This window comes from Shewanella violacea DSS12, assembly GCF_000091325.1.
In the GTDB taxonomy this organism is placed as follows: domain Bacteria; phylum Pseudomonadota; class Gammaproteobacteria; order Enterobacterales; family Shewanellaceae; genus Shewanella; species Shewanella violacea.
In genome coordinates, this window is sequence record NC_014012.1 from 2,849,091 (window position 1) to 2,873,486 (window position 24,396).

The 24,396-nt window shown below is 45.2% G+C and carries 21 protein-coding genes, 1 pseudogene and 1 other annotated feature; of the genes and pseudogenes, 14 read left to right on the forward strand and 8 right to left on the reverse strand.

The genetic code is table 11. The features are described 5' to 3' along the window. The first annotated feature begins 546 nt into the window (after positions 1-546). Positions 547-666: a sequence feature (His leader region), on the forward strand. A gap of 99 nt (positions 667-765) precedes the next feature. The 8 genes from hisG (at position 766) to hisIE (ending at position 8,221) form a co-directional block, all read left to right on the forward strand. After that, the gene (hisG, locus tag SVI_RS11820; RefSeq protein ID WP_013051763.1) at positions 766-1,665 is read left to right on the forward strand and encodes an ATP phosphoribosyltransferase; all 900 of its coding nucleotides are present in this window, start codon (positions 766-768) and stop codon (positions 1,663-1,665) included. A 6-nt stretch (positions 1,666-1,671) separates the two neighbouring features. Further along, positions 1,672-2,976 (forward strand): histidinol dehydrogenase, encoded by a 1,305-nt coding sequence (gene hisD / locus SVI_RS11825; protein ID WP_013051764.1) that lies wholly within the window; start codon positions 1,672-1,674, stop codon positions 2,974-2,976. Further along, on the forward strand, positions 2,973-4,046 hold the full coding sequence (hisC, locus tag SVI_RS11830) for a histidinol-phosphate transaminase (protein WP_013051765.1): 1,074 nt from the start codon (positions 2,973-2,975) through the stop codon (positions 4,044-4,046). Before hisD ends, hisC begins: the two co-directional genes overlap by 4 nt. Positions 4,047-4,143: 97 nt before the next feature. Beyond that, positions 4,144-5,211, forward strand: coding sequence for a bifunctional histidinol-phosphatase/imidazoleglycerol-phosphate dehydratase HisB (hisB, locus tag SVI_RS11835; protein ID WP_013051766.1), 1,068 nt, complete (start codon positions 4,144-4,146; stop codon positions 5,209-5,211). Beyond that, positions 5,208-5,933, forward strand: coding sequence for an imidazole glycerol phosphate synthase subunit HisH (gene hisH / locus SVI_RS11840; RefSeq protein ID WP_013051767.1), 726 nt, complete (start codon positions 5,208-5,210; stop codon positions 5,931-5,933). Before hisB ends, hisH begins: the two co-directional genes overlap by 4 nt. Then, on the forward strand, positions 5,930-6,733 hold the full coding sequence (gene hisA, locus SVI_RS11845; protein WP_013051768.1) for a 1-(5-phosphoribosyl)-5-[(5-phosphoribosylamino)methylideneamino]imidazole-4-carboxamide isomerase: 804 nt from the start codon (positions 5,930-5,932) through the stop codon (positions 6,731-6,733). Before hisH ends, hisA begins: the two co-directional genes overlap by 4 nt. Next, positions 6,723-7,496, forward strand: a complete 774-nt coding sequence (gene hisF / locus SVI_RS11850; RefSeq protein ID WP_013051769.1) for an imidazole glycerol phosphate synthase subunit HisF — start codon at positions 6,723-6,725, stop codon at positions 7,494-7,496. The genes hisA and hisF overlap by 11 nt, the downstream gene beginning before the upstream one ends. Before the next feature lie 86 nt (positions 7,497-7,582). Beyond that, positions 7,583-8,221 (forward strand): bifunctional phosphoribosyl-AMP cyclohydrolase/phosphoribosyl-ATP diphosphatase HisIE, encoded by a 639-nt coding sequence (gene hisIE / locus SVI_RS11855; RefSeq protein WP_041419904.1) that lies wholly within the window; start codon positions 7,583-7,585, stop codon positions 8,219-8,221. Between the two features lie 190 nt (positions 8,222-8,411). Here the strand turns inward: hisIE and SVI_RS11860 are convergent, their stop codons facing one another. Beyond that, on the reverse strand, positions 8,412-9,299 hold the full coding sequence (locus SVI_RS11860; RefSeq protein WP_157608696.1) for a substrate-binding periplasmic protein: 888 nt from the start codon (positions 9,297-9,299) through the stop codon (positions 8,412-8,414). A gap of 278 nt (positions 9,300-9,577) precedes the next feature. Here SVI_RS11860 and SVI_RS11865 point away from each other — a divergent pair, with 278 nt between their 5' ends. Further along, positions 9,578-10,684, forward strand: coding sequence for a phosphoribosylaminoimidazolesuccinocarboxamide synthase (locus SVI_RS11865; protein ID WP_013051772.1), 1,107 nt, complete (start codon positions 9,578-9,580; stop codon positions 10,682-10,684). Between the two features lie 1,524 nt (positions 10,685-12,208). After that, complete coding sequence (locus SVI_RS11870; RefSeq protein ID WP_041419905.1) at positions 12,209-12,904, forward strand: type II secretion system protein GspG; 696 nt, start codon at positions 12,209-12,211, stop codon at positions 12,902-12,904. Between the two features lie 268 nt (positions 12,905-13,172). Here SVI_RS11870 and SVI_RS11875 read toward each other — a convergent pair whose 3' ends face one another. Both SVI_RS11875 and SVI_RS11880 read right to left on the reverse strand, forming a co-directional pair. Next, the gene (locus SVI_RS11875) at positions 13,173-14,285 is read right to left on the reverse strand and encodes an IS91-like element ISShvi3 family transposase (RefSeq protein WP_049791094.1); all 1,113 of its coding nucleotides are present in this window, start codon (positions 14,283-14,285) and stop codon (positions 13,173-13,175) included. Beyond that, complete coding sequence (locus SVI_RS11880; RefSeq protein WP_013051777.1) at positions 14,282-15,172, reverse strand: tyrosine-type recombinase/integrase; 891 nt, start codon at positions 15,170-15,172, stop codon at positions 14,282-14,284. Before SVI_RS11880 ends, SVI_RS11875 begins: the two co-directional genes overlap by 4 nt. Positions 15,173-15,315: 143 nt before the next feature. Between SVI_RS11880 and SVI_RS11885 the strand changes: the two genes are divergently transcribed. Further along, positions 15,316-15,669 (forward strand): hypothetical protein, encoded by a 354-nt coding sequence (locus SVI_RS11885; protein ID WP_013051778.1) that lies wholly within the window; start codon positions 15,316-15,318, stop codon positions 15,667-15,669. Positions 15,670-16,430: 761 nt separating this feature from the next. On the opposite strand, the pseudogene SVI_RS11890 reads toward SVI_RS11885, so the two are convergent. The 3 genes and pseudogenes from SVI_RS11890 to SVI_RS21490 all read right to left on the reverse strand — a co-directional run. Further along, a pseudogene (locus SVI_RS11890) lies at positions 16,431-17,009 on the reverse strand (transposase); the annotation flags it as partial. Positions 17,010-17,807: 798 nt separating this feature from the next. Next, positions 17,808-19,874: a TonB-dependent receptor gene (locus SVI_RS11895; protein WP_013051783.1), complete on the reverse strand. Its 2,067-nt coding sequence runs from the start codon at positions 19,872-19,874 to the stop codon at positions 17,808-17,810. 227 nt (positions 19,875-20,101) lie between these two features. After that, entirely contained in the window at positions 20,102-20,293 is a 192-nt protein-coding gene (locus tag SVI_RS21490) for a hypothetical protein (RefSeq protein WP_013051784.1), read from the reverse strand. Here SVI_RS21490 and SVI_RS11905 point away from each other — a divergent pair, their 5' ends adjacent. The 3 genes from SVI_RS11905 to SVI_RS11915 all read left to right on the forward strand — a co-directional run bounded on the left by SVI_RS11905 (position 20,294) and on the right by SVI_RS11915 (position 22,865). Then, the gene (locus tag SVI_RS11905; RefSeq protein ID WP_041419907.1) at positions 20,294-20,593 is read left to right on the forward strand and encodes a hypothetical protein; all 300 of its coding nucleotides are present in this window, start codon (positions 20,294-20,296) and stop codon (positions 20,591-20,593) included. Then, on the forward strand, positions 20,590-22,227 hold the full coding sequence (locus tag SVI_RS11910) for a PepSY-associated TM helix domain-containing protein (RefSeq protein ID WP_013051786.1): 1,638 nt from the start codon (positions 20,590-20,592) through the stop codon (positions 22,225-22,227). Before SVI_RS11905 ends, SVI_RS11910 begins: the two co-directional genes overlap by 4 nt. A 101-nt stretch (positions 22,228-22,328) precedes the next feature. Further along, positions 22,329-22,865, forward strand: coding sequence for a GNAT family N-acetyltransferase (locus tag SVI_RS11915; protein WP_013051787.1), 537 nt, complete (start codon positions 22,329-22,331; stop codon positions 22,863-22,865). 117 nt (positions 22,866-22,982) lie between these two features. On the opposite strand, the gene lpxM is transcribed toward SVI_RS11915, so the two are convergent. Continuing rightward, positions 22,983-23,918, reverse strand: coding sequence for a lauroyl-Kdo(2)-lipid IV(A) myristoyltransferase (lpxM, locus tag SVI_RS11920; RefSeq protein WP_013051788.1), 936 nt, complete (start codon positions 23,916-23,918; stop codon positions 22,983-22,985). Positions 23,919-24,096: 178 nt separating this feature from the next. After that, positions 24,097-24,393 (reverse strand): integration host factor subunit alpha, encoded by a 297-nt coding sequence (gene ihfA, locus SVI_RS11925; RefSeq protein ID WP_013051789.1) that lies wholly within the window; start codon positions 24,391-24,393, stop codon positions 24,097-24,099. Between the last annotated feature and the right edge of the window lie 3 nt (positions 24,394-24,396).

Below are 24,396 nucleotides of genomic sequence, written 5' to 3' on the forward strand. Positions count from 1 at the left end.
GCAACTGGCTGTCGCGACGTGAAAAGAAATACATATACCATTAACACCCCGTCTATACCCTTGCCATTGATTAGAATTAATGGCATCACACTGTCCGCAACAAGAAACAGTTAATCTCTGCTTAAAATACAAAAACACAGTCAAGCTTGGACTAGATAATTAAAAATATGGCCAGCAAGGTGAATGACATAAAAATAATCATTCCTATACAAATAGATACAAACTGAATGGACAAATTTATGCAGCATTTTCAATTATCCGCTACAGGACTCACTTCTAGAGATTATTTGAATATTATCCTCATAACAAAACAATGCCGACATAAGCTGCAGATGATTAGTTCGGGTATATGATATAGATGAAGATTATGCATGGATTTAAATTAGCAGTTGCAATGACTAAAAAAAATGATTAGTTTAAATGCAAGGCTTAGCCCGATGGCTAAGTTATTTTTTCAGCAACAGATTTCATCACCTTAGGCTGAACTGTTCACTCATCGAAATACAGAGAAAGAGACAAGATTATGATAAAGCTTCTGAACACTATCCATCATCACCATCATATGCGGTAGCCTTCGGAAGCTCACTGCCGAAGGACTATTTCCTTCCGGCGGTTGATTCAAGAATATCAAAAACCCCTGGAAGGAATTCCGGGGGTTTTTCGTTTTAGAGATTTTTATAATTAATCAGCTGATTAATATCAACAAAGAATCAGTTAGAACAGTATTAAAAAAGATATTAGAATCAACTTAATAGGAAATAAATCATGTCAGAATCAAACAGATTACGTATTGCCATTCAAAAATCCGGTCGCCTATCGAAAGAGTCGATGAAACTCCTTAGAAGCTGTGGTGTGAAATTTAACATCAATGAGCAACGCCTCATCGCCCACTCAGACAACTTGCCTATCGACCTGCTTAGAGTCCGTGATGATGATATTCCGGGTCTGGTCATGGACGGCGTCGTTGACTTGGGGATCATAGGTGAAAACGTGCTCGAAGAGGAGCAGGTTGAGCGTGAAAGACTCGATAAACCTTCACTTTGTATCAAGCTTAGGGAGCTGGATTTTGGCACTTGCCGTCTATCTCTAGCCGTTCCAAATGAGTTTAGATATGAAAACGCCCAGTCTCTGGAAGGACTGCGTATCGCCACTTCTTACCCTAATCTGCTGCGCCGTTATATGAAGCAGAAAGGCATCACCTATAGCGATTGTATGCTTAAAGGCTCGGTAGAGGTTGCGCCACGTGCAGGGCTTGCCGATGGGATCTGCGATCTGGTTTCAACCGGTGCCACACTAGAGGCAAACGGCCTCTATGAAACCGAAGTCATCTATCGCTCAAGTGCCTGCATCATTCAGTCTACCCAGACTCAAACTCCCGCTAAACAAGCCTTGATTGACAAGATTTTATCCCGCATCAACGGGGTCGTTCGTGCTAAAGAGAGCAAGTACATCTTGCTACACGCGCCGACTGAGACACTGGAGCAGATTGTTGCCCTGCTCCCAGGCGCCGAAAACCCAACGGTACTGCCCCTTAATGATGATACCAATCGCGTCGCCGTCCACGCCGTCAGTACCGAAGACCTGTTCTGGGACACCATGGAAGAGCTCACCAAACTTGGCGCAACCTCTATCTTGGTTATGCCAATCGAAAAGATGATGGGGTAGAAAGATATGCAGATCCTCAATTGGCCAAATTTAAGTGAAGCTGAGCGTAAGAGCGCCCTGAGCCGCTCTCCCCTCGTTGGAGATGGAAGCCTTGAGCTGAGTGTCTCGACGATAGTCAACAGGGTCCGAGTCGAAAAAGATACAGCGCTTTTATCTTACACTCAGCAGTTTGATGGTGTGAGCTTAACTGAGCTTAGATTATCGCCAGATCAAATTGATTCAGCCTGCACCCGTGTCAGTGAGGATATCAAGCAGGCCATCGCGCAAGCCATGGCCAATATAGAGGTATTTCACCAGGCTCAAAAATTTGAGCCTGTCAGTGTCGAGACCCAAGCTGGCATACGTTGTGAGCTAAGATCTGAAGCCATCGAGAAAGTGGGTCTGTATATTCCCGGCGGCACGGCGCCGCTGATATCCACGGTCATGATGTTGGCCCTGCCAGCAAGAATAGCGGGCTGTAAACAGCGGGTTCTGGTCAGCCCGCCGCCTATCAACGATGCCATAGTATATGCAGCAAAAGAGTGTGGCATCACAGAGATTTATCAGGTCGGTGGTGCTCAGGCCATAGCAGCACTAGCCTTTGGCACTGAATCTGTGCCAAAAGTAGATAAGATATTCGGCCCGGGTAATCGCTTTGTCACCGAAGCCAAGAAGCTGGTATCTCAAGACAGTCACTGTGTGGTGAGTATCGACATGCCGGCAGGTCCCTCGGAAGTGTTAGTGATTGCCGACAAAGCCGCCAATCCTGAGTTTATCGCCGCCGATCTCCTGTCTCAGGCGGAGCACGGACCCGATTCTCAGGTCATGCTGGTCACCGACTGTGAAATACTGGCCATAAAGGTGAATGCCGCGCTCAATCGTCAACTCGAAACCCTGCCACGAATGGAGATAGCCCAGCTGGCTTTGGAGTCCAGTCGCACCCTGTTAGTTGCCGATATGCAGCAAGCGACTCAGGTGTCTAATCTCTATGGGCCCGAGCACCTGATCATTCAGACTGAGGCGCCCCGAGAACTGTTAACCTCTATTCGCGCAGCAGGCTCAGTGTTCCTTGGTGCTTATACTCCAGAATCGGTTGGTGATTATGCCAGCGGCACCAATCATGTCCTGCCAACTTACGGTTATAGCCGAGCAGTATCTAGCCTGTCTCTGGCTGATTTCTCCCGCCGCTTTACCGTGCAGGAGCTCAGCGCCGAAGGCTTATTGGCAATAGGCGAAACTGTAATGACCTTGGCAGCAGCTGAGCTGCTCGATGCTCACAAGAATGCGATAAAAATCAGGTTAGACAGTTTAACCGCGAGGAATGCATCATGAGTGAGAATGAAACTGAGAGTCTAAGGACTGGCAAACTCGCTCAGCGCCTGGCACGTCCCGAGCTGTTATCCCTACAGCCCTATCAATCGGCGAGACGTATCGGTGGTCAGGGGGATATCTGGATCAATGCCAACGAATCCCCTTTTAATAATGCCGCGCTAGCTGGCATCAACCGTTATCCAGAGTGTCAGCCACCCGAGCTTATCTCAGCCTATAGTGACTACAGCGGCGTGGCAAAAGAGTGCATCATCACAGGCCGCGGCGCCGATGAAGCCATAGAGCTGCTCATTCGCACCTTCTGTACTCCCGGCAAAGATGCCATTGCCTGTTTCGGTCCGACTTATGGCATGTACGCCATCAGTGCCAGGACCTTCAATGTCGGCGTAAATGCCCTAAACCTGACTGATGATTATCGACTGCCACAAGATATCGTCTCGCAAGTGGCTAATGCAAAATTGGTGTTTATCTGTAACCCTAACAACCCCACGGGCACGGTTATCGACCAAGCATCCATCGAGCAAGTGATCACTGACTTACCCGATACTTTGGTGGTTGTCGATGAAGCCTATATCGAGTTTTGCCCAAATTATAGCGTGGCGAACCTTATCGAAAAATACGACAATTTAGTCGTACTCAGAACCCTATCGAAAGCCTTCGCATTGGCTGGGGCGCGCTGTGGTTTCATGTTGGCCAGCCCCAGTATCTGCGAAATGGTAATGCGCGTTATCGCCCCTTACCCAGTGCCATTGCCGGTGTCTTTACTGGCAACCAGGGCTCTGAGTGAGCAGGGAATTAATACTATGGTTGAGCAAGTCGCCAACCTTAAAGCCTGCGGGGCTCGCCTCAGTGAAGCCTTACAGGGATATGGCGCCAAGGTACTCCCGGCAAATGGCAACTTCGTGCTAGCCCAGTTTGATGATATCTCGGCAATCCAAGAGATCTTGCTTTGCAATGGCATAGTCGCCAGAGCCTATAGCGATCCACGCTTAGCGACTTGTATCCGCTTTAGCTTTAGCAACTCAGATGAGACCGATTTCCTTATTAAGGTGTTAGCCCCCGTGACAGCGTGACCTTAACCCTAGTGACGTTAGGCATCCGGACAAGCTAAATAAAAATAACTATTAAAATAATTAGATAGAGCAGATTTTAATTTAAGGTGGAAAGAGCATGAAACAGAAAATATTATTTATCGACCGTGACGGCACCATCATCGAAGAGCCAGTGACAGATAAGCAGGTCGATAGCCTAGAAAAACTGGTATTTGAACCCAAGGTCATCCCAGCTCTGCTTAAACTCCAAGGCGCTGGTTACCGTTTAGTCATGGTGAGTAATCAAGATGGCCTAGGAACCCCCTCTTTTCCAAAAGATGACTTCGATGCCCCCCAAGATATGATGATGCAGATTTTACAGAGTCAGGGCATCAAATTTGATGCTGTGCTTATCTGCCCACATTTTGATGACGAGAACTGTAGTTGTCGTAAGCCAAAACTTGGCCTAGTTAAAGGCTATCTCACCTTAGGTAAAGTCGACTTTACACAATCTGCCGTCATCGGCGATCGTCACACAGATATGGGACTGGCCGAGGCCATGGGAATTAAGGGCCTCTTGTACGACCGTGAAAACCTCAACTGGGATGATATTTCAGAGCAATTACTGAGCAAGGAGCGAGTCGCCACTGTGGTGCGCACCACCAAAGAAACCGATATTCACGTGACTATCGACCTTGACTCGCAGACTAAAGGCAAGATAGACACAGGCATAGGTTTTCTCGACCACATGTTGGAGCAGATAGCCACCCACGGTAACTTTAAGATGGACGTAAAGGTCGATGGCGATCTGGAGATAGACGATCACCACAGCGTGGAAGACACGGCGCTGGCTATCGGCGATGCCTTAAGACAAGCCCTAGGCGATAAGCGTGGTATCGCACGTTTTGGTTTCAGTATCCCCATGGATGAAGCCAGCGCCGAATGTCTGCTAGATCTGTCCGGACGCCCTTTCATTAAATTCAGCGGTGAGTTTGAGCGTGAGATGGTTGGCGAGATGGCCACCGAAATGGTGCCACACTTCTTCCGTTCCTTTGCCGACGGATTACGTTGCACCTTGCACCTCAAAACCCAGGGCAATAACGATCACCACAAGGTAGAAAGCCTGTTTAAAGTCTTGGGCCGTACCCTTCGTCAAGCCGTTAAAGTCGAGGGCGACCTGTTACCCTCCAGTAAAGGTGTGCTATGAGCCAAGTCACAAATTCTACCGTGATCATAGATACGGGCTGCGCTAACTTAAGCTCGGTTCGTTATGCCTTCGAGCGGCTCACCAAGGATGTGGTGGTCAGTGATGATCATCAAGTGATTAAGGCTGCCACCCGGGTGGTGCTTCCCGGCGTTGGCACCGCGGGGGCCGCCATGGCGTCCCTTAACAATAAGCAATTGGTCGAGCTGATTAAAAACTTAGATCAACCTGTGCTCGGCGTCTGTTTAGGCATGCAGATGATGACAGATAAATCAAGAGAGCAAGGCGGGCGTGACGCTGGTGACAAGGCCGTTAATGAAAAATCTGTTAATGAAAAATCTGTTAATGAAAAATCAGCTTGTGAATGTTTAGGACTCATTCCAACTTCAATCACAGATTTAGATAGCCAGGGCTTACCCCTGCCCCACATGGGTTGGAACCAAATAAGTCCTTCGTCGCATCCTTTATTTAAGGGCATACCCGAGGGAAGTTACCTCTATTTCGTTCATAGCTATAAGGCACCTCTGAGCGAATTTACTATCGCAACATGTGAATATGGTGAGCGCTTCAGTGCCGCTATCGCCAAAGATAACTTTATGGGGGTGCAGTTTCACCCGGAGAAGAGCGCCGAAGTGGGTTCGCAGATTTTGCGCAACTTCCTCGCACTGGACAAGCAGGCGATGAAGCAACAAATACCGACACTCAATAGGGAGAGCAGAGCATGATAATTCCAGCAATCGATCTTATCGATGGTGAAGTGGTCCGCCTCTATCAAGGCGATTATAACCAGAAAACCACCTTCGACCTGCCTCCACTGTCTCAGCTCAAGTCTTATCAAGACCAAGGAGCAAGATGGCTGCACATCGTCGACCTCACAGGGGCGAAAGACCCAGATTCACGTCAGACTCGACTCATCTCGGAGCTGGTCGCCGGGCTAGATGCCAACATTCAAGTGGGCGGCGGTATTCGCTCTGAAGCGCAAGTGGCTGAGCTATTAGAAATAGGCGTTAAGCGTGTGGTTATCGGCTCTCTTGCCGTAAAAGAGACCGCACTGGTACAGAGCTGGTTTACAAAGTATGGACCCGATGCCATCTGTCTGGCACTGGACGTCAATATCAATGACAGCGGCGAGAAAATTGTAGCGGTATCCGGCTGGCAGAGCGGTGGCGGCAAATCGCTAGAATCTTTAGTCGAAGCGTTTAAACCCTACGGGCTCAAACATGCCCTGGTGACTGATATTAGCCGAGACGGCACCTTAACAGGCGCAAATAACGAGTTATATCGAGAGATAGCGGCTCGTTACCCGGAGATCAATTGGCAAGCTTCTGGCGGTATCGCCACCTTAGATGATGTAGCCGATGTACGAGACAGTGGCGCCGACGGCATCATCATAGGCAAGGCCCTCTTGATCGAGAACTTTAACGTTAAACAAGCGATTGAGTGTTGGCCAAATACCTCCATAAACATCAGCTTAGAAGTAAACGGCTCAGTAGCTAACGGCTCAGGAGATAGAGATGCTAGCTAAACGAATTGTCCCCTGTTTGGATGTGAAAGATGGCAAGGTAGTCAAAGGCGTTCAATTTAGAAATCATCAGATTGTCGGTGATATAGTGCCATTGGCGGCGCGTTACGCCGAAGAAGGCGCCGATGAACTGGTCTTTTATGACATCACCGCCAGTGCCCATAGCAGGGTCATCGACAAGTCTTGGATCAGCCGCGTCGCTGAGCTGATAGATATCCCCTTCTGCGTCGCTGGCGGCATAAGAAGCATAGAGCAGGCCCGCGAGAAACTGGCCTTTGGCGCAGATAAAATCTCAATCAATTCCCCGGCCTTGACCGATCCAAGCTTGATTGAACGCCTTCAAGATGAGTTTGGCAGGCAATGTATCGTCATAGGCATAGACTCCTATTACGATGCCCAAAGTGATAGCTATAAAGTGAAACAGTTTACTGGAGATGAAGCCGCCACTAAGGATACTCAATGGTTCACCCAAGATTGGGTGCAGGAAGTACAACAACGAGGGTGTGGCGAGATAGTCCTCAATGTAATGAACCAAGATGGTGTACGCCAAGGATACGATTTAAAACAGCTCTCTATAGTACGAGAGCTCTGTGATGTACCGCTTATCGCTTCTGGCGGCGCCGGTACCATGGCGCATTTTAAGGATGTATTTGAGATAGCCAAAGTCGATGCAGCGCTGGCGGCCAGCGTATTTCATAAAGGCATCATAGATATTCAGGAACTTAAGCGCTATCTAAGCGCTCAACATATAGCCATCAGATACTAACTGGTTTTTAATCGGCTCACTTATCTTGTTTAGGCTGTTATTGTCATAGCCAGATGGGGTTAAACAGTCGTCTGTAGTAGGAAAAAATAATGACACAAGTAAATACGAACCAAACATTGGTAAATCAACTGGATTGGGATAAACAAGCAGGCTTGATCCCAGCAGTGGTGCAGAACCATCTCTCAGGCAAGGTGTTGATGCTAGGTTATATGGACCGTGCGGCACTGGAGAAGACTCTGGCCAGCAAACAAGTGACATTTTATAGTCGCTCAAAACAGCGTCTATGGACTAAAGGGGAAGAGTCAGGCAATACCCTTAATTTAGTCGCCATCGACAAAGATTGTGATAACGACAGCTTGCTGGTACAGGTCATTCCTAACGGACCCACCTGTCATCTGGAGAGAGAGAGTTGCTGGCCCGATGGCAATGCTCATCCTTTTATCGATAATCTGACCAAGCTTATCGCCTCACGTAAGGGGGACGATCCTAAGTCCAGCTACACGGCGCACCTGTTCGAACGTGGCACTAAACGTATCGCCCAGAAAGTCGGCGAAGAGGGTCTGGAAACCGCCCTTGCCGCGGCGACTAATGACAAGCCAGAGTTGATCGATGAGGCATCAGACCTCATGTACCACCTGCTAGTCTTACTCGAAGATCAAGACTTGAGCATGAATGACATCACCAACAACTTAATGCAGCGCCACACAGCGGCCTCAAAGTCTTAATTATTGCCCTTCTCGATGATTAATGACGATTTATGATGTTTAAAAGAGCGCATTCGGCGCTCTTTTGATATCTAACTCACAGGAATATAGACTAAGAGAGATGCAGCGAACTCTCAGGGTCCAAGGCTTAGCGAGAGATAATAAAACCAAGCAGATTCAAGAGACTTTATGGCTCAGCCTAAGCTTAAAGTTAAGGCGTGCCATACTCGGACGCCACTCGATACTTATCCAATATTTGCTGAAAAATGCCATTTTGTTTTATTCTGAGTAAGCCCAAATCGAAGGTTAGTCTGAGTAGCTTAGTATTGGGATAGTCTCTGGATATCATCAGATGAAACGCGTCACTGCTTTGTGGTCTACTGGCCACTGCGTACTTATGCACCATGCCTGGCGCCGTTTCCCGAATTAAATTCCAACCAACCAGCTCATCAATCAGAGTGAAGTCAATTCTTTGTACCAATAACATCTCTATATTTTGTTTATCCGAAGTCACATATTGCGCTGCAATGCCAGCCTGTTTAAAGCTGTTTTCATACCAGTAGCCTCTGACACCACCGACTCTGTAAGGTTTAAAATCGGCTAATGTCTGCCACTCAAATCCATGGGGGAAAGTCTCGATATTGTAGAAAAATTTAGGGTAGAAAAACAGTACAGGCTCCGAAAAATCAAATTCAGACTCTCTGGCAGGATTCTTTAAATAGGGAAAAGTCGCGAACGCTGTACCAGATCTCACCGATTTCTCTCCCCTCTGCCAAGGTTGAAACTTAAACTTAACCTTGTAGCCCATCTCCACAAAAGCAGCAGTGACTATGTCCGGAAATAGGCCAGTTGCCAGGCCATCAGTATTGATCACATAGGGCGCATAGGCACTGGTAACAAATACGACAGTTCTGGCTGTACTCCTGGTATTGGCTGCTAGGGTTTCGCTTCCAGCACTTGCAAAAGAAACTCCTGCCGCCAGCGACACAAACATGACTAATAATGAAATCAGTCCACACCGACACCAAGCGCTGTTGTGATAAACCGTGGCGCTCAATTTCTGGCTCAGAGGATAGAAGATGCTTGGCTTAATATTCAATGAGACAGTCAGATCCAGTTAGCCTATTTATGTACCAATTTTAGACTAATGCTGTCATTTTAAGCTTAAATTCAATTTGACTCACTCGCTTCAGTGCTATCGATATAAGCAGAAGCAAAAGTTAGCCGGCAATTCTGCAGAAAGTCCGCAGAAAGTCTGCCAAAAACAGTCTGTTCTCCTTTTACCATAGTGTTGGCATATATAAGTTCTGCTACAATCTTGTCGATAATGTACGCCTACGACAACCACCAATAACATAGACCAAAATATAATATCCTATGAATCATTCAAACAAAGTTCTAGCAGTAAATGATGATCTGCCGATCCGCACAGATAAGCCAGTTCATTCAGGTAAGGTTCGCAGTGTCTACTGGCTTACGGCTGAGGATAGTGCCCGCCTAATCGAACAGAAAGGTTACGACGTTCCTAATGATACGCCACTGGCTATCATGGTAATAAGCGATCGGATCTCGGCTTTCGATTGTATCTGGCAGGCAGAAAATGGCCTCAACGGTGTCCCAGGTAAAGGGGCTGCACTCAATGCCATCTCTAACCATTGGTTTAAGCTATTCAAAGAGAAAGGCTTAGCCGACAGCCATATTCTGGATGTCCCTCACCCATTTGTTTGGATCGTACAAAAAGCTAAGCCAGTAATGGTTGAAGCCATAGCCAGACAGTACATTACCGGCTCCATGTGGCGCGCCTACAGTAAAGGTGAACGCGAATTCTGTGGCATCACCTTGCCAGAAGGCCTCAAGAAAGACCAAAAACTGCCTGAGCTGTTGATCACTCCATCGACTAAGGGTGTGCTTACCGGTCTTGAAGGCGTACCAGAGGCTGATGATGTCAACGTTTCACGTGCCGATCTCGAGCGTCATCTGCAAGGATTTAACTTCCATGCAAAATCGGATATCGACCTGTACGAGAAACTGTTGCAGGAAGGTTTTGCCGTGATCAGTGATGCCCTTGCAGCGCAAGATCAAATCTTCATCGATACCAAGTTTGAATTTGGCTATGTCAAAGGCGCAGACGGTAAAGAGAAGCTTATCTATATGGATGAAGTGGGAACACCAGACAGCTCACGCATCTGGGATGGTCCGGCGCACCGCGAAGGTAGTATCGTAGAAAAGTCGAAAGAAGGTTTCAGACAGTGGCTACTTAATCACTTCCCAGATCCGGACATTCTATTGAACAAGGAGCGTATGCCTGAGCGTTTCGCACTGGCACAAGCTAATAAATTACCGACCCAAGTGCTGATGGATATCTCCAACACTTACATCGACATCGCAGAAAAAGTGATCGGTAAGAAGTTGGTTATCAGCGACAATCCTAAGCAAGAGATTATCGACATTCTGCGCAATGAATATCAGCTGATTGCAGACTAAGCTTGGCTCTGGTGCTGTAAAATAATGCAGCTAAGGCAAGTAGAGTTGAAATAATCTAAAGCGAAACAATGATAAGCCGCAGCTTCATGCAAATGAAGCTGCGGCTTTTTTGTTGCCAGTGAAAAAAATTCTGACGTCCACGTAGACCTCCCCTTAGAATAAAGACCGATCACATTTTTTGTTTAGCTTTTGGCTGAGTTGATATTGGGGAGTGTGTTTTAACTTTTACCTTCATGGTTATCTAACGCTTCCCAGCGGGTGCCGTGCATGGATGCACAAATGTCGTGATCACATGGATGTGAATGAACGACCTTATGTGCACTCTTTGTTTTGAGAAGGTTCTACGAGACGCCGGCTCTTGATTTCATAAAGAGTACATCTGACCGCCATGGGCCAATGATACTCCCGGTATCATTATGGCATTCCCTACATCCCTGTAGGTCAAGGTGGGAATGCCAAATTTTGTATGGAACAAAATTGGCCCTGTAGTCTCTACCAAAAAATCTGACCGCCACGGATGGTGGAAATGCCGAAAAATGTAGGGAACATTTTCGGCCTTGTTTTGGAAGCTCGTAGCCGCATCTACACAGGCTGATTCACAAGAAAGGTTTCTCTTCGATTTAAGGATATTTGTTAGTTCGCTAACACGGATATGCCCCAAAGATTGCTAGTCATCGAATGAAGACTAGTTACATTTTCACCTTGGTTCATTTTGTTTTGGTCGTTACTTTTCGTCATTCCGGCAGATATTTTGAGCCGGAATCCAGTGTCCTTTGCTGTTGGAATATGTCATTGAAAGCCATAACTTCATTGTTATCTATCGCTTCCCGGCGAGGCATATTCGCTCTTTGCTTTGATAAGTTCTGCGAGACGCTGGCTCTTGATTTCAAAAGAGTCATCCATGGAGGCTCTGCCAAATCTAACAACGTCCATGTTTAACGGCCAGTTCGGCATCCAAGCCTCTCGTTCGGATAGTATAACTTCGTGATACCTCACCCGGTTTTGGAAGCTCGCTGCCGCATTGACACTGGCTGTTCTACAAGAATGGGGTCTCTTCGATTTAGCGTTATTACTAGGCTTCGTAACTCACTTCTGCCCCTTTATGAGCCAGGGATAGTCATATTGCTAAATACAGCATTAACCTCTGTGCAATGCCTTCTTTCATCACCATGAAAGGTGGTTTTAACCATATTGTAACAATCTAGTGGTCAATCGTGTTTATGTATTTAGACAGTATTATTGTTTTTTGCGGTTTCTCTGCAAACTTCACCTAGCCTATTCGCGACTTACTGTTGAGTGAAAACAAAAAACAGCGTAGATTCAAGTAATTAATAATGCGTATGCTAGGTTTGCAACAGATAAGAGGCAAGCAAAGTGTGTATTCTCGATTTCCAGAAGATGTGTTTGAACTAATCGTCGAAAATTTTAAATGAGATGATTATGGGTATACACCTTGACTGGTCTAACCTGATAAACGCGCAAGGCGTGTATAGAAATGTTATAAACCACAGGAGCAGTTCCGGCATGGATTCCACTATAGATTATTCAAAATATACACTCGATGAACTTATCGATGTTAGAGAAAACATTGATAAAGATTCATATCCTGATCGCTTTAATGAAGTGAATCGCTTAATTACCGAACTGATGCTAGATAAGAAGCAAAGCGTAGAAAGCTCAAGTGATTCTACTGGTTGTTTGGGGTATGTTATTGGTGGAATGTCTTTTATTCCATTAATTGGAGTTTTGTTTGGAATCATCGCCATAATTTGGGGTTTTAAAGCTAAAAACTCAAAGCTTAAATATGTTGGCTCCGCGGGTATATTATTTACCGTTATCTTGTATGGTTCACTTGGGTACTTTGGGTTTGTTCAAGAAGATGGTATTTATGATGAACTTAGAGCTACCATGGCAAAAACACAACTAACAGGTGCTGTACAGGCAATCGAATTCTATAAAGTACAAAATGGTCAATACCCAGATTCTTTAGAAACCTTACAAAAGTCTCAGCCTGAAAACTCGATGGTTTTCCTCCATGATTCAACACAAGTGAACATAGATGAAATAAAACTTTATTATTACAAAGTCATTAATGAAAATTCTTACCATATTCGTTCTTACGGAAGAGATGGACTTATAAATACCAGAGACGATATTTTACCAACACCAATAGAAAATGTTGGTCTAATAGCTGATTATCAAGTGGTAAGTGGTTTATAACGTATAAGGATAGGCCGCGCGCAGCCGCGTCCTTATCCCAAGTGTTGAACAAGCCCCAGCTTACTAGAAGCGATACCTTTATATAGTAAATAGTGGCGCGAGAGTTCACGCTGGTTTTGGTGGATTATCTTAAGTGACACTTTTAACTAGTCACAGCGATCCCTTAGCATTGCTAGCTAATTGAATTGCTCAATAATATTAATACCTTAACACCTCCTCATTTGTGACTTGCTCTGTACCTTAAGCCTTAACTTTATCTGCCTTCTGCTTAAACAGTGGCGTTAGGCTCCCTTGTTATCTGCATGATAAAACTTGTCGGTCGTGCATGCTTATTCCCATGAACCCCCATAAATTTCATTGGCTGTTTGCAGCAGGGGCAAGGTCGTATGGCTTGAGTTTTAGTGCTACTTTCGAGCGGGGCAAATACCACTCCTGCAACTGCCAGCATCAAGCGTATTCGTTGCCGCAGATTGGCAGCACTCCCTCTTAACAGTCCATAGTCTCTCACTCTCCGTAACCCTTTGGGTAAAACATGCTGAAGCACTAACCATAGAAATTCAGTTACTGGTAAGGTACGTATTTCAGTTGTTTTGGTTTGGCTATTTTGATACTCGAAGCTGACTTGTTCATTGACGACACTGGTTATGCATTTATCTGGCAATACACCGCGATAGAGATATCGGGACAGGTACTTGAGTGCTGGCAAGCCTTTACCAACGTGCTGGCAGTCGACCACCCATTTGTTGGGCAGGTGTTCTGGTAACTTGATCCCGAGTTTATTTGTCAGTAGCTCTAGCAAACGTGCACGCCATACAGTGGCAAGGTTGAAGGCGTTGAACAGGTACTTGCCTTTGCTCTTGCGCCACTGTTTTTTGTCTTTGTTAAAGCTGCCTGCAGGGATGATGAAGTGGATGTGGGGATGAAAATCACGCCGCCTGTTATGGGTATGCAATACGCCAGTAAAGCCAATCTCACCTCCGAGTTGCTTTGAGTTTTTGGCGAACTCCTTTAGCACGCTGGCGGCACCCCAGAACATAGCTTGATACATCGACTCTGGTTGATGTTTTGCAATGACTCGAAGCTCAAAAGGCAAAGTAAAAGTGACCATATAGTATTCAACAGGGAGTAGTTTAGCTTGCTGTTTAGCGAGCCAATCTATCGTAGTGTTGTGCTGGCACTGTGGGCAACTGCGATGGCCGCATGAAAGTGGAAAGTCAGCGATATGAGTGCAACTCTGGCAAGCCCACTGACTCGTTCGCTCAGTATTGCTGCGGCAACTGAGCATGGCGTGTATCGCTTGTTGCATCGAAGAGGTAATTTGCTGCTCGTAAGCCTGATTAAACGCATCTAGGTGGTCGCGTAAAATGTCGATGAACGTCATGCGCCACACTCCCATGACAGTGCCAAGCCGTCTGCAAGTTGGTTAATCGCTTCAACGGTATTTTTGCGGGTAATTTGGGTGAGCCGTGTATAGCGTGCAGTGGTGTTAAGGCTGTTATGGCCAAGCAAACTCTGTACCGAACGCAAGTCTAGTCCTTGTTCGAGCAGATGGGTCGCATAGCTGTGTCGTAAATTATGAGGGCTGATGGATTTATGAATATTGCACTCTCCGATAACCCGCTTTAGCGCTTTCTGAATACCGCCTTTATCTATCAATGAGTCTGGCTGGCTATCTTTACCAGGAAAGAGATAACGAGGATGGTGATGGGTTTTCCAGTAATAACGTAAAGCCTGCAAGGTACGTTTTGGCAGAGGAACCAATCTATCCTTGCCGCCTTTAGCATTACGAATATGCACTTGCATTATTTGTGAATCGATATCGCCAACACGCAATGAAATCGCTTCACCGAGTCGTAATCCCATGCTGTACAAGGTCAAAAAGCAGACCTGATATCGCAGTTGTCGAGTCAGGCTAATGACGATGGCAACCTCACAAGGCGTAAGAATATCGGGCAAGCGCTGCACTTGGGGCGGCTTGACGATGTTGAGCCACTCCCAGCTGTGGTTAAGCACGTAACGATAAAAAAACTGTAAGCCATTACGGTCTAACTTCACGGTGCTCCAAGAGTGTGAATCGATTAAAGAAGCAAAATAGCGCTTCAAATCATCGGTTGTGAGATTATCGGGACAGCAGTCAAAGAATGCTGCAATGCGCCTTACAGCACGACTGTATGCGTCGATGGTTGCGGGTCGCTTGCCTTGCAGGGTTAAGTTGGTAAGATGTTGTTCATAAAGAAAATCAAAGCGTTGTTGTTCGGATGTGTTCATGACAATACTCCTAGTATTAATGGCCTAACAAGGCCTGCACTAGTAAGTATTTAGGATGAGAGGATAGAGATAGTTTTATCTTTCTGCCGCATAGCGGCTTCGTTCAACAAGCCAATCAAAGTGGACTAAATCATGGAGGATTTATGAAGTTCAAAAAATGGATGTGGGAGATTACGACGATAGCGGTTGTCTGTGCATTGCTACTTAACCCAGAGTTAGTGTCTTTAGCTTTGTTTGTTGACGCTGTTGGGCTTGATATATTCTTATTACTTATTGAAGTACAGATAGTCGCTGTAAGTGGGTATTACTTTCATACTTGGTTTAAACCCATATTGATGCCTTTCTATAGATGTTTACTTAAAGTTGACCCGTATTTTTTCATCCCAACAAAGGATTCTGTTGGCAAGTATCCGATGATTTTGTGCCATGCAGTCCCTTTTTTGATGTTACTAATTATCGGTGTCACAGTTGCTAAACCTATGATAGATATAGTGTGACGTAAGTTAACAAGCCTCTGAATTAAGATTTTCCAAGGCTGTCACGCCATTTGCTGAGCAAATCGCCCGCCAGCACATGGTTCACTTATTAGAGGGGCGTTAGCTATTTTATATTTTCCAAAGGGAGTTGTATGAAGAAAAAACATTCAGATTTAGTTGTTATATTTATATCTGCATTCATTACATCATTTGTTAAAGGATATTTAACTGATTCAGTATCAAGTTTAAATGATTTATCTTTCATCATGGATTTACTGGTTTTCTTAGTTATTTATTTGGTAATTTATTTCCCGTTAAATAGTTTATTTGGAAAGTTTGTCGTCGATTCACCAAACAATAGCTAACGTATAAGGATAGGCCGCGCGCAGCCGCGTCCTTATCCCAAGTGTACTCTTTATCACAGGGAGTAAGCCCGAGGTCGGGGTTTAATCATACTCTTTATTAAGCAAATAGCTGAGCGAGGGTTCGTTATGCTTGAGGCCATAATAGGACGAATATTTTGTTTTAGTCAGGAAGAGATAACCAAGACAAGAGATAACCAAGACACCCATTTTTATTTTCAGCAAGATCGCCAGTGCCGAACACATCTAGATAAACTCCTCGATTTATCAATCCGCCTACTTACATACCAAATGATACTCAAATAGTCTGTTATGAGTAAAATATCGACTATTCCCTTAAAAATAAAACATCATAAATCCCAAACAAGGGTTTGGTTATGTATGAAAATATGACTTTAAATTGGGTATTTGGGGTCTTGATTAAGCGCTATCTAGCCATCGATGACAGTTGGCAGCACCTTGCCGGCGCTTGCGCTCAAGATGTTCACAATACACTGTTAACTCTTGGGTGTTGCCCACTGGACCTTTGAAAATCTTGGTAAACTCTGTGGTCAGTTTTATCCAGTTTTCTTGCGGGATATTAAGTCTATTTAAAATATTAGCCGACTCTTGGCTCATAGACCCTCGCTTGTCGGCTCTGACTATTCTCCCAGTATCATCAACAAGTTGCAGATAATCTTTAGCACTGAACATGAGTCCTTTAGGCATTGCTTTATGCTCGTTGCCGACAAAGGGCAATAGCGTATTGGGCTGCTCACCTTGTATCGCTGCCTTAATACGCAATTTAATACTAGTGAAGTCTGAGGTTTCAGGTGTAGCAGCCATTTTAGCGCGGATAGGCCTATCTATTAATAAAGAGTGGTCGACATAAGCCATGCAGGCCAGAACAGCAGCCTCATCCAATAGGGCTTGGGACTTGAACCTCCCCTCCCAAAATCTCCCTGTACAGTTATCTTCCTTGTTGGCCTGTCTCGCAATGGGTTCATTGAGGCAGCGCAACTCTTATGATGACAATCTTGGGTGTCTTGGTTATTTTCTTTCTTGGTTATTTTCTTGGTTATTGGTTTTTCCCTAATGACACTCATCACTACAAGAGCTTTAACTCTAACGAGCTTTTGTCCAAAAGTGAGCTACATGCCAGTAAAATTCAAATCGAAGAAGCAAATACTCAGGTGTGAACGCGGCTGTGACCTTCCGTGACAAGGATGTCATGGCAGAGCCCACAGGGACTGTGCTTGCGGCGTGTCGCAGAAGTGTTTGCACATCCCTCGCCGGGCAGGCGTTAGATAACAGCTAAGTAATGGCATCCTGCAAACCAACCAAACACCAAAACCGCTAAATTAACCCAACCAAAGATACTTGCTACTTGTTATCCGACAAGTAAACACGTTTCTGTCCATAAATGTTTTAGCTGGCACATTAATACTGCAATCGAAGAGATGAATAATTCGATGTGGATGCGGCTGTGGGCTTCGGTTTCAGGGTGAGGTATCACGAAGTGATACTCTCCGAACGAGAGGCTAGGATGCCGAACTGGCCTTTAAACATGGAAGTTGTTTGAAACCGCAGAGCGTATAGGGACATATTTATAGCGTCCCACAGAAGTAGCTACATGTGAGCCTGCTGCAAGCAATAAACACCAATGAAGCTATGGTTCTCAATAAACTAACCAAATACCAAACCAGCCAAATGGACCCACATTAGATATTTCAGAAACTTGTTATCCAACAAGTAAAAAATCCGCATCTCCCTTAGAGGGAATTGCGGATTTTAGTCTTTAGTCACTTGAGTATAATATTAAAAGCTATACATAACAGAGACACCAATATTAGTGGGGTCGATCACTGCGGCGTAGCCAGTGGGATAGAGTCGACTCGCAGGTTCGTTGACTGTGAGTGCTTGCTCGTCGAATAAGTTGTTCACATATGCGCTAACACGCCATTGATCTGTTTGATAATCCACATTTAAGCGGCTAACAATATAATCTCCGGCAACGCGCTCTTCACTATTGGCTATATCACCAAAATACTCAGCAACGTAATTGCCCGATAAACCGAACGTCAACTCATCAGTAAGCCAGTATTTAACACCTAAATTTGCGGTTACATTAGGCGCAGAGTTGAGCTCGTTACCTTTGATGTCACCGTAAGCTAGATCGGCTTTTTTGATCTCGGTTCTCAGTAAGCCCAAACCAGAGAGTAATTTCCAGCTGTCGCCAAGCATGGCATTAAACTCTATTTCAACACCATATGTCACAGCTTTGTCTATATTGGTTATACGACGCTTGCTATTTGAAGCCTGATAACCATCATAATCGTTATAGAACAGATTAGTATTTAGATTGATATTACCGCCGTCGAATTGACTACGGGAGCTTAACTCATAGGTGTCCACAGACTCCTGATCATAATAGTAATATTCAGCCCCCTCTGGTGTTAATGCCAGCGCACCAGCTCCAGCATTATAGCCCTGGCGACCACTCACGGCTAAAGTGGTGTTATCACTGACGGCATACTGCACCACTAATTTAGGCAAGGCTAAGGTTTTACCATGATCCAGTGTTTCATCGATGGCAGTGCCTCGAAACTGCATAGCGAAATCTCGTGTCTGTTCATCGCGCATCACACGACCACCTAGAGTTAGCCACCACTTTTCTGCCATCGCATATGTCATTTCACCATAAACTGATGTCGATGTACTACTGTCATCACCGCCGTAAGTAAAGCCACCTATACTGCCAAAATTTTGTTTACGCTTGTAATATGCAAAACCAATAAAACCATTAAAATCTCGGTTATTTAAGCCAAAACTGTATTTACCGTCGACGGTATAGCTTTTGTCCCGCATATCGACATCCTGTTTAGCTGCTGACTGGGCTTCGTAGGAATCAAACCCCCACTGATAATCCATATAAGCCAGCAGCAGATCCAGTGACTGATCGTCACTTAAACTGTAATCAAATCGCACCGAATGGCTATTGGATTTGGTTTGAATGTAACGCTGGAACGTAGGCTTATATGCCCAAGGGTCGTCCCCTGTAAAGTAGTTACGACCTGCATCCCCCTTCTCGTTATTATATGAGAAGCTATAATGCACACGTAAATCCTCAAGCCCTGTAGGTTGCCACAATAACTTGCCGCGCCAACGGTTAGTGATCAGCTCATTTTGATCGAAGGTCTTTGGGTTGGTATCGAACACCTCCCCCTTGTTATAGGTATTACCAGTTACATTTTGTCCGGTAATTCTAAAGGCTAACTGATCTTCTAATATTGGGCCGGATAACATCACAGCACTGTCGATGAATTGGTCTTGGTTCCGATAGCCTAAACGTGCAGCACCCTGCCAATCAAAAGTAGGGTCAGCAGTCTTGATAAACACAGTACCCCCTATGCTATTACGGCCATTAATGGTCGATTGTGGTCCACGGAACACCTCAATTTGTTCAATATCCCATAGACCAGTATCACCGGTTAAATCGGCTACAAAAGGTTCGGCTACACCGTCGATTAATGTTGATACTCGCGCTTTCGCGCCGCCAGAAAAAGAATTAAAGCCACTGGCTGATCCATTGCCAGTTACACCGCGGATATCCGGAACAGAACCCGTCACCACTACAACGTTCGGTACTTCGGCAAGTGCACTCGATACCGACTGATATTGGCCACTATCCAGCGTCTCTTTATCAATAACAGACACAGATGAGGTGGTATCTTTGAGGCTGCGCTCAACCTTTTCACCATAAACGGTGATCACCTCCATCGATTCTCTTGGCCCTACATCTTCAGCGGCCTGTGCAACCGAAAATAACGGACTACACATGATTGCGGTAACAAGCAGATTCTTCTTAAATACCCTGGACTTCATGGATTACCTCTAATTAACAAGTTATTAAAATTTGTTACGACATTGAAATCAGCGATAATTTACAGTAAATGATAACCACTATCAATTGCGAACGATTAACATTTACATTAGAGTAGCTGTGATTTGCATCATCTCAGTAACAAGGAAATCCAGTTGGATATGTTGACACTTACCGCGTTATTTTTGACATTCGCTGCAGCCCTGCTTATCTACATAACCAGCAAGCATCAGAGGTTTTTCAGTAAGCCGCGGCCTAAACGGCTGGCATGGGTGAGTGTGGGCTTATTCGTATTAGCCTTATTGACTTGGCTACAGATTTTTACTGTTACTGCTGCCGTTTTTATCTGGTTTTTTACCAGCATCACACTCGTTATCAGCATTCCCCTATCGACGCTCTTCATTGACAGAAAATCGCTCAAATGAAAATCCTGACCCGCGCACAAAAGATTCAGCCACACTGGTGGCGCAAAAGTCTGATAGCCATAGTATTCGGCCTTACGCTGACCTACGGTATTGTGGCGATATTTGCCTGGTTTGGTCCCGGTGGAATCGATGCTGTCATGAAAGTACAGTTCAATATGTGGCTCATAAGCCTTATCTGGCTACCAATATTAGCCTTCATTTTTCTGTTTAAAACTGCGGCAAAGGCGCTAATTTATATGCTTAGTGCCAACGCAGTGATCTATCTGTTATTTCTTTGTCTATGGTATCTAGAATGAAAATACGCTCAGACATATTGCGAACCTACCAATCAATTCATACTTGGACAGGCATCACTACCGGCTTAGTATTATTTATTGCTTTTTTTGCCGGCTCACTCACTATGTTTAAGCCACAAATTGAACAGTGGGCGACGCCGCCATCACAACAATTAGCACCAATAAACAGTGCACAATTTGACAATTTAATCAGTCAAGCTATTAGCCAATATGACAAGGTGGCAGATGGGTTTATCGTTAACTTAGATGGACAATCATCGCCGTTAACCTGGTATGAAAAAGGTGGCAGTCGAGGTTTGCGGATCGACGACAGCTTAAGGCATGCCAGCCTTGATGGTAATGGCGAGATAGTCAGCCACATCAGTGGCACCAACGAACTTGGTCAACTCATAGATCACTTGCATCGCACCGCTGGGATCATAGGTAAAGTAGGCCATGAAGATATTGGCGTGCTGCTCTTAGGTGTTGCCGCTGGGCTGTATTTTCTGGCGCTTGTCTCAGGTGTCATAGTGCTCTTACCTACTCTGGTAAAAAATCTATTCGCATTAAGATCCCATAAAGGCGCGAGTCGTTTTTGGCTCGACAGTCACAATCTGGTGGGTGTATTGAGCTTACCCTTTCACCTCATCATCGCCTGGACTGCCATGGTCTTTGCCTTTCATGACCCCTTTTATGCTGGACTTGGAGTGGTATACGGTGACAAACCCTTATTTGAGGCCAGAGAGAGAGGATTAATCGAGTATTCGGTGACTGAACTGCCATCAATCGAGACGTACATTGAACAGGTCAGTGCACTTGCCGATGGTTATCAGATCCGTAATATGAAATTTTCAAAACTGAGCTCCACCAGTCCTTCATTGGCGGTGGAGTTAGTGGCTGACGGGCGAATGATGCGCGGAGGCTATAGTGATTACATCTATCTGCAGCCCTACACGCTTAAGGTTAACTACAGCACAATAAACCAACCTGAAGATGGTATATATGGCCCTATCATTAACAGTTTCTTCGCGCTGCACTTTGGCAATTATGCGGGAGGCTTGGGTCGCTGGATCTATTTCATTCTTGGGCTGCTTGGCGCCTTCTTATTCTACAGTGGTAATCTGTTATGGCTTGAGAAGCGCCGTCAAAAGCAAACTCAACAAACTCGCGCCAACCGAGTCATGTCATCACTAACCATAGGTGTCTGTTTAGGCTCGATGTTAGGCGTAGTCAGTGCCATGTTAGCCACTAAATGGCTGTACCTTATTAGCGAGCAAATCAACAGCTATTATCTCAGCTGCTATTACGCACTATTTTTTATCGCTATCGCTTACAGTTTTGCACGGGGCGGGGCATTAGCTGCCATTCACCTCTTGAAGTTGTTATCCCTTGGCTGCTTACTGATCCCTGTCAGTTCACTACTGACTCTTATATTGCCCGGGCTCACGCCTTGGACACCTGCAGACTTTAGCGCTGGGTTAATTGAGTCTATGGCTGTGCTATTTTCCCTGCTGTTTTATCTGGGTGCCAGAAAAGCTCAACATCGCGCCTATTATGGTGAACGCAAGAGTATTTGGGCACTGGAGCCACGCGAATCTGAGCAGCCGCTTAAATGCCTGCAGGAGAGCAGCCCAAAGATGGGAAAACTCAGCTAATAAAATTATGGGATTAACTCTCAGATAATACTCACTAGTATATTCAAAAGGATTATGACAATCTTGGGCAATAGGATATTGAGAAAAACTAAGGAAAGTCTGTGGAGTTATCGAGTCAAAGAATAACCCTTTCACCATTCGATGAAACGGATAAAGCCCTGTTTATCGAGTTTTGCATGTGCCCCGAGACCATGAAGCATGTTTATGCGCCGTTCACTTACGCAGAAGCAGTTACCGCATTTGAAATTAAGTCTCAGCCTTGGACGCTTGAAAGTAAAGCTTGGCTATCTCTTAGCATCTCAAGCCTAGGAACTGGTGAAAAGTTGGGACATATAGGCCTCAAAATTATTAACCATGAGGCAAAAATTGCTGAGGTAGGTTATATGATCAAGCAAGGTGCTCAAGGGAAGGGATTTGCAGCTGAGGCATTGAATCTGGTTAAAGGCTACGGCTTTGAAGAGTTACACTTAAACAAGCTGACGGCGACGTGTTCAGTCCACAATACCGGCTCATTTAAATTACTCGAAAAGATTGGTTTTATACGTGAGGGCTGTTTGCAACAAAATTCACTAATCGACAAGAGGTATGTGGATGATTATGTCTATGGTATCTGTCAGCCGACAATTGTTGAAGCTTAGGTAATAACACAGCGACATTGTTGAGTTAGCCTATTATCAGAAATAGCTTGCTTAACGAATGACAAAACAGAGCGAAATAATGTCTCACTTCGCTCTGTTTGTTATCAGAGAGGAACATCAATACAGAGGGGCTTCACCTTCGGGGCGCGTCTTGAGCACCTTGAGGAACCACATGTACTGCTCTGGGTACGCCAAGATCACTTGCTCTACCACCTTATTTAGCGCTAAGGCTTCGTTCTCTTTACCCTTCATATCTTCTGGATCTATGGCCGGCATTACGGTCAAGTCATAACGGCGAGCAGTTTGATCGTAACCTATCTTAACCGGCATCACCTGAGCATTTCCAGCCTGAGCCAAACGGCCCACTACGGGTAAGGTGGCTTTTACCGTGCCGAGGAAGGGAGCAAATACACTCTTTTCCGGGCCCAAGTCTTCATCTGGCAGGTAAAAAAAGCTTTTATTATTCTTCAGCTCAGTTAACAAGGCACGAATACCTGCCTCTCGCATGTAGATGTTGGCGCCCTGTGAGCTGCGCATACGATTATTGAACCAGTTAAACAAGCCGTTTCTATGGGGCTTAGCCATGCTAGCCATGGACACCTCTAGATTAAGCCTCAAACCCGCATATTCAATCCCCCACACATGGGGCATGATAAAAATCACAGCCTGACCCGCAGCTTTCGCCTGCTCTACATGTTCAAAACCGATGAGATTGACTCTGCGTCTGAGGTGGGCAGTGGAGCGCACCATAAGCTCAGATTGCGCTAGCAGTATCATCACGAAGTTTTCGATATTCTCTTTGAGCAGAGACTCAATCTCTTGTGACGATTTTTCTGGAAAACAGGTAGTGAGATTTATTCTCGCCACCGAAATCGGCTTTTTAGCGATTTTAGTCACCAGTTTTGCCAATTGACGTGCGATAGGATCACGTAACCAGGCAGGCATGAGTCCAAACAGGACTAAGATAGCGATACCAATCCAGGTAAAAAAGTACTTAGGGTGTAATAATTCGAGTTTAAAACGGCGATCGAAATACTTTGGCTTTCTCGACAAGATACTGGCCTCGAGCTAGAGATGAAAAGGATACGTTTCTTATCATTTGATAAAAGTTCAAGTTAAACAAAGCGCAAACTTGCCCGGTTTAAAGATGCATTTAAGACATGATGAAAATACGGTGAAAAACAGAAAAAGCCACTCCCTTGAGTGGCCTTATCTTTACACTAACTCAAGATTATCTCTTCGAGTTAGCTTCTTCTACGCGGCTTTTGAGCTTCTGTCCAGGACGGAAGGTAACGACGCGACGAGCTGAGATAGGGATATCTTCACCTGTTTTCGGGTTTCTTCCCGGTCTTTGATTCTTATCTCTAAGGTCAAAGTTGCCGAAGCCAGATAACTTGACCTGCTCACCACTTTCGAGCGCTTGGCGAATTTCTTCGAAAAACGTCTCAACCATCTCCTTAGCTACACGCTTATTAATTCCAAGCGTTTCAAAAAGATGCTCTGCCATTTCGGCTTTGGTAAGTGCCATACT